Annotated in this window: 6 protein-coding genes; all 6 read right to left on the bottom strand. The window is 45.0% G+C overall.

Features of this window, described 5'->3' with window-relative positions; translation table 11 throughout:
• Nucleotides 1-697 precede the first annotated feature (697 nt).
• The 6 genes from LK493_RS01615 to LK493_RS01590 all read right to left on the bottom strand — a co-directional run bounded on the left by LK493_RS01615 (nucleotide 698) and on the right by LK493_RS01590 (nucleotide 6,686).
• The gene (locus LK493_RS01615) at nucleotides 698-1,054 is read right to left on the bottom strand and encodes a DUF2304 domain-containing protein (RefSeq protein WP_117840743.1); all 357 of its coding nucleotides are present in this window, start codon (nucleotides 1,052-1,054) and stop codon (nucleotides 698-700) included.
• Nucleotides 1,054-1,800, bottom strand: a complete 747-nt coding sequence (locus tag LK493_RS01610) for a glycosyltransferase family 2 protein (protein WP_117840741.1) — start codon at nucleotides 1,798-1,800, stop codon at nucleotides 1,054-1,056. Before LK493_RS01610 ends, LK493_RS01615 begins: the two co-directional genes overlap by 1 nt.
• Nucleotides 1,801-2,405: 605 nt before the next feature.
• On the bottom strand, nucleotides 2,406-3,551 hold the full coding sequence (locus tag LK493_RS01605; RefSeq protein ID WP_084591857.1) for a glycosyltransferase family 4 protein: 1,146 nt from the start codon (nucleotides 3,549-3,551) through the stop codon (nucleotides 2,406-2,408).
• A 33-nt stretch (nucleotides 3,552-3,584) separates the two neighbouring features.
• The gene (locus tag LK493_RS01600) at nucleotides 3,585-4,445 is read right to left on the bottom strand and encodes a LicD family protein (protein WP_158558654.1); all 861 of its coding nucleotides are present in this window, start codon (nucleotides 4,443-4,445) and stop codon (nucleotides 3,585-3,587) included.
• Between the two features lie 4 nt (nucleotides 4,446-4,449).
• Nucleotides 4,450-5,694 (bottom strand): MATE family efflux transporter, encoded by a 1,245-nt coding sequence (locus tag LK493_RS01595; RefSeq protein ID WP_147326478.1) that lies wholly within the window; start codon nucleotides 5,692-5,694, stop codon nucleotides 4,450-4,452.
• Between the two features lie 44 nt (nucleotides 5,695-5,738).
• Nucleotides 5,739-6,686, bottom strand: coding sequence for a glycosyltransferase (locus LK493_RS01590; protein WP_158554631.1), 948 nt, complete (start codon nucleotides 6,684-6,686; stop codon nucleotides 5,739-5,741).
• Nucleotides 6,687-6,706 lie beyond the last annotated feature (20 nt).

The raw sequence follows: 6,706 nt of genomic DNA, 5'->3' as shown, positions 1-6,706 counted from the left end.
TCACGGTGCTTATTTCCCAGTGATCACTCGGACCACTTCTTAGTGAACATCAACACTCGAGCCTGGACCAGGCATCGAGGATCTGTACGGAAGGCCGCTCGAGGGCTCGCCAGTGCCCTACGTCTGGCTCGACGCGACCTACGTCAAGGAGCCCACTCTTCTTCGAGATTGTTTTCCGCAAGATAGCCAAAGCAATATCATTCCAAAGGCGTATTTAAAACCCAGCCCCACTGGGGCGTAGCGGTAGTGTGGTAGTAGTTCAGCCATCAGACCAGTGATATCGTCCTAATAAATTTAACGGGTTAAAGGGCTAGCAAAAACCGATACATCATCTGCATTATGCATTACAAAATGATGCGTAACTACACACCACATCGAAATTAACCCAAATGGCTCGATAATGGAATTACGCTCTTCTGTAATGGAGTCCTCCGGCTGATTCTATTATCTGTTCTACATTATTAATACAAAACTATTCGACCACGACATAACAGCTGAAACAACATTACAGCCGGAGCAGGGATATCGCCTCCATTGACAAGCAAATGGCAACCCGCGATGAGAATCATCGGATTTGGTACCGATCCAGACCTCAGCAAGGGGTATAAGCAACGTTTGTATAAGGCAGATTTCCACTTTCCTCAACTAGCAACATTGAAGAACTAAAAGTAAACTGAATCAAATAATTGTATCAAGCTCAGTCATAATAATCCAACCGATTCTCAAGCTCTTTTTCGAGCAAGGCAATCCTTTGTGTAAGGCTTTTGATTGCCAAAACATGACGGCTCACCGCAACGCTAAGGGATAGAGAGATTGCAAGCAACAACACAATTGCACCCAGGAAGAGGAAATTGGCCGGGTTAACAAACCCAATAGCCGTGGAGCAATAAAAAATAAGCTGAGGGAATAAATCACAAAGCAAGGCCGCCATGCACATTAAAATCCAAAGCAAAGAATACTTAAGAAGCATCTTTCCTTTGGATACGAGTCGAAGAACATAAACGAGGAACCCACCAAAAAAGATGGCTGCCCCAATCCTTAGAAAAAAATTCATTATTGGTCTCCCCTATGGATCCAACACACAAGGACAATAGCAAGCGTAACTTTAATCATGTAGTAGACGGAAGAGAGAACCCCAATGGATGAACGCCCGCCCTGGCGCTCATTCATCTTTACAGGTGCCTCCATAACGGGGAGACCAAGCTTCATAGCCAAAGCTATCGATTCCGGCTCCGGATAATCATCAGGATAGCTCTTGCAGAATAAGTCGATGGCGTCTTTATTGCAGGCTCTAAAGCCAGAAGTGGGATCGGTGACCGCCTTACCTGTAAGCAACTTAAGCAAAAAAGAGAGCCACCTGATTCCAACACGACGCATAAAGGTTGATTGGAAACCGTCGGTCTCGACCAAGAATCGAGAGCCTATCGCCAGACTCGCCCCACCCTCAATCAGCTTAACAAGCTCAGGTATATAAGAAGGATCATGTTGGCCATCGCCGTCAACCTGAATGTCAATATCATAACCAAATCTCTGAGCATACTTATGCCCCGCCTGGACCGCCCCACCGATACCAAGGTTCTGTGGGAGATCCAATATGTTGACATCATGCTCTCGACAAAGCCTAAGTGTCCCATCCTGTGAGCCGTCGTTAATTACGACATAGTCATATCCAGCAGCCTTAATAGAAGCAACGGTATTGAGAATGCATTCCTGCTCGTTATAAGCGGGAATAATTACCAGAACACGCGGATATCCTTTTGAATCTTTTGTTAAAGCAAATGACAATCGAGTTTCATCCATTCCAAATAATAGTTGGCCCTTAGCGACGCTCGAAGAAAATGCGGCCCTTACAGTCCAACGCACTGTCTAGTAATGAATAAAGTTTACAGCATCCGGACTAACCATCGCGAAGTTACATCTCAAGCTTGGATATTTAGTTTGCACGGCTGGCATACAGCTGACGTTCACCTGGAGCCCCCATCTGCCATCGCGAGATACAAATCCGCTGCGGCTCTCGCCCAATTGCGCGGTGCATAAGACTTCGACGCCATTCTAATCGGACAAAACTGCTCCAACTATCCCCCCCATCCCAACGATAGCCTTAATCTTTGGCACTAGCTTAAGGAAACGCGGTCTGGGTTGATACAGGCGAGGCCAACATGCAGCAGCGACGCGACGCCGGACGCTAGCAATAAATAGGCGCCGAGACCCATGTCGGCCCCAAAGCCAGGCGCAATAACAGCGGCGTGCTTCTTGATATTCAGCGGTGCTCAAGCGAGCAAATATTCATGAAATAGGAGGAATCGACAATACCAAAATCGGCACTTATATCCAACTTCACGCAAAAGCCGAACAAAAGCCCTTGATTATCAACTTCATCCGAACAAAAGCCAGCCAAGTATCACTTAGCAAATACAAAACGCCTTCTCGACATCCATAGCAGTGGCATCCCAGTTATATCGATTTTCAACAAGCGCCCTAGAGTTTCGAGACTGAAGAGAAAGCAGCTTTCGATCATCAAAAAGCCTGCATAATGCCGAAACCACCTCATCAGATGCCATGGACCGAATTATTGTGCCGTAGCTATCATCTAAGATAAGCTCGCGTGCCCCGCCCACGTCTGTTACCACTGCAGGCGTTCCGCAGGCTGAAGCTTCAAGAAGTACCGTTGAAAAGCCTTCGGAACGAGTTGGAAGACAAAGCACATCTGCTTGCTGAAGTAAGGAGGAAATATCCTCTGTGTTACATCTCCCAAGCCAAAACAAGTTAGACGAACAAGCTTCCTTGACCTCATTAGCCAGCGGACCATCCCCTGCAAGAACAAAACAAATATCACGCTTGGTAATATCTTTTGTGCGAGCCGCCTCAATAATTGAATAAATTCCCTTTTCAGGAATAAGCCGCCCGACAAAAGCTACAACCAAAGATGACTGAGGGATACCTAATTCAGATCGGAAATCTCTCCCCGAAGAAATACTCCTATAGAATGAGGCATTGATTGAGTTTGAAATTACGCCTTTTGCAGTGATATTAAAGTGCTGAAGCCATTCAACACTTTTAGAAGAAATCCCATAGAAATCAGGTTCAAACGACTTTACGCGATCAGTAATCCAATCTTCATATCGGCGAACAAAATAATCAAGAAATGGCTGATTGAAAGAGAGATACGCTGAGCCGTGGTCGAGAACAACAGCCTTAGCACTATGATCCGCAGCAAACTTCAGCCCTTCGAGCGAGAGAGGGAAAAGTCTCGTGTTTATCAGAACACCATTCCACTCATAATCATCAAGGGTTTGCAGGAGTCGGTAATAATCACTGGTTTTTTTGGGAAGAGGAAGTCTTCCATCAAGTAACGGAATGCAAGGAAGACGAATTACCTCCAGGCCGTTTTCGACTGAATGACCGACTCCCACGCGCATCGAATCATTAGTAACGATAACCACCCTATCGCCGCGTGCAGTCAAGGCGTGAGCGAGACCATCGACAAAATTACCAATTCCACTAAGTTGCGGGTGATAATGGTGAGTGAAAATACAAATAGAGGAGCTCATCACATAACCTCATCTGATATAGATGTCATATCCTTAATTCTGTGCCGTCCAGACTTCCCCATCTCCAAAGTCGAGCAAGAGCGGAAGATGGGTATGTCGATTATCCGGTGACGGTATTTTTTTCCAATCGCCATACATCGTTGTAAGATATTTATCCGTCATACGAGGAACAGGGAATTCACTGCCTTCGAAAACCGCACTGCTCAGAGGGAAAATCTCTGAAATAGGCACTGGCGCCATATTCGGCCAGCTTAACGTCAGACAGTAATCAGAGACCTCACCCGTATTTGAGTCGGCAATACAGGAATCGAACAAATCCTGGTAAGAGCATGCGCCTCGAGAAACCAGTTGTTCCACCACGTGCATAGCAGAACAACCAATTTGCTCGAGTTGACCAAGGAACCCTTTATGAGGGACAACAATGGAAGAAGAATGATATAAATAGGCTCTTTTCTGTGCAATTGATGCAGTTCGGACTTGCTTTGCACGAAGGCGTTTATCTGTATAGAGCTGGTCATATGGAAAGATGTCGACAAAAATGCCCATCGAACTGGAAGCCTCTCGAGCCTCTTGATTCTCGAAGCGAGTTCCATCGCGATACACCTTAGCAAACATCGCAGCATAGCCAGTAGTATTCCGCGATGTATGGAGCGAATATCCTTCCGGTAACCCACCCTCGGCTAAAGAGCAAAAGCGGTCATAATCTGAACGCATCATTCCGATATCTATATCATCATCCCAAGGGATAAACCCCCTATGACGCATTGCTCCTAAACATGTTCCACCGTCAAGCCACCACCTGATGCCGTGCTTAGAGCAGAATGCGGCGACAACCTGAAGGATATCCAATTCAGTGTTTTGAAGCTTTAATAGCGCGTGAGCTTTAGACATCATCGGCCTATCTCTTTTCCCCGAACCATTGTTGCGTCTGTTTCCCCAAAACAGAAGACTGATAAATAAGGCAAATGGCATTGGATATAAGCGCCGATACAGTAGGGCCATTTAAGCCAAACAGCATTTGCGCAGGAGCCATAACAGCGACAGCACTAATTAAGGACAGCATGCTGCCAACAAATACCCCTCGGTAATTATCAAGAGAAACCAACAAATCGTTGACAAACCAAGCGATGCCAGTCAAAAAGGCACAAGCCAACATAGGCTGAAGGAGATCGGTATGTTTAGCTATTCCAGCGCCATAAAACAGTGACAGCAATAATTTACCGAAAAAGAAAAGGGCAACTGAAGATATGACACCGACAAAAAAGATGCCAGCAAGTATTTTACCTATGAGCGAAAAAAAGGACTTTTCTCTAGAATGGTAACGCTCTACTAGATAACCTAATAAAGGATTATAAATATAGGTCGCACCCATTTGGATAATTGCCACAGGTGCAGCAACTGATGCATAAATACCCAGAGCAGAATCTCCGAATGAATAAGATAAATACTGCCTGGGAATATTCGGCGCCGCAGAAGCAGCAATGCCGCCCAGAACGATGGGCAAACAGCTACATAGGAAGGCTCTGACCTTCGCTCGGCTAATTCCAAGCTTGATTGCAGAAATCCGATTTGATCTTGGATAATCGTAAATAACTCCGATGCCTATTGTCACTACCGTCATAAGCAACAGTGCACCTTCGAGGCTATTAAAAAATCCAAAGACAAGAATGAATGAAAGGAGAGAGCCGATGCCCTGCATTATGAGGGATTTCCCAATATAGTCCATCCTATGACCAACCTGATCATTAGCATGCATGACATCAATGACTAAGCCAGCGGTTTTATAGAGAGCATACAGAAGAATAGCGGGCACCGTACCAATACGACACGTTGCAATGGAATAGACGGCTAACATTGCAAACGCTATAAAAGTAGTAAAGAAACGAAAAGTCAGGTATTCACCAGCAGAGTTTTTCCTTTCAACATCTGCAATTTGCACCGTGTACATCCTGTATTGGGCTAATTGAGAAAACATGTTGAAAATAGACATAGCCAGCGAATAAATGCCTGCAGCACTATATCCATCAGACAGCCGAACGACCAAAATGGTGATAAGCCACTGACAGCCTAAATTAGTCAACGAACCGACGGTATTCCAGAACATATTATGTTTAATCGAAAGAGTCTTCTCTGTGGCCTTCACAAATATAAGCGCCCTTCTAAACCTGTCGAAATGAGGATACGGAGCTATCTCGCAGCTTTAAGTTCTTTTAAAATCAAAATAAACAGCCAATTCGGCATAAGACGTATAATGATATCTGCTTTAGCGATAGACGGGCAAGCTCGTCGGTATTTAAGTAAACCAATTATGGAGCGCCGCTCCCTTGCTTCAGCGAACCCCAATATTTCCTTTAGATGCGGTGAATCGGGAAATCTATCGGCAAATCGCCTAGCAGTATCAACCCTGTTTTTAACTCTTGTCGAATACCAATCATCTTTTGAAGAAACACCTGCAAGGAATCCAGTTTCGTTACCACCATGTCGACGATACTTAACCAAAGGAGTCATAGTAAAGCTGCACTTCCCCAGTTCACTGCAACCCAATGTCAACCACAAGTCATGTGCAGTCGATTCCGGAAAGGGAATCATCGACTTCGCCGCACTCGCATCTAACATGAGAGCCATACCAATGCCGTAACATACGCTTGCGGCCTGTACAGTAATATCCTCTCCAGAGCACCAATTTACTTCCGGCGAATTAGGATGAGCTTTCCTATAACTCTTTACCAGAATATTTCCGTTTTCGTCAATTACCGATCTATCACAAACATCTAGAATTGAGCCTTCTTCTAGCATATGGTTGAGCGAAACTTCAACTCTATTAGGCTCCCAAATATCATCCTGATCGCAAAGTACTACGTAATCCCCTTCCGCCAAGGAGAGCAGCGCCTCGAACGATTTGACATAACCGAGATTATTATCACCGTGATAATACCGATAGGCGTTTTTCGTTATATGCGCTTGGATAAACCGCTCTAATGAATCCGATTCAGGGCAGTCATTTCTAACTAGAAGCGTAAGCGGAAACGTTTGTTTATCAATCGAATCAAGTTGTTCCGCGAAAAACTTAAGATCGGGTTTATAAGCTGAGAGAAGTACGCATACGCCAATATCATTTCCCATTTCTATTTCCAAAAATCCTCCCAAATTCATTG

Origin of the sequence: Collinsella aerofaciens, from assembly GCF_020709435.1 — a bacterium.
In the GTDB taxonomy this organism is placed as follows: domain Bacteria; phylum Actinomycetota; class Coriobacteriia; order Coriobacteriales; family Coriobacteriaceae; genus Collinsella; species Collinsella aerofaciens_AU.
This window is presented reverse-complemented; position numbering and strand designations above follow the sequence as displayed.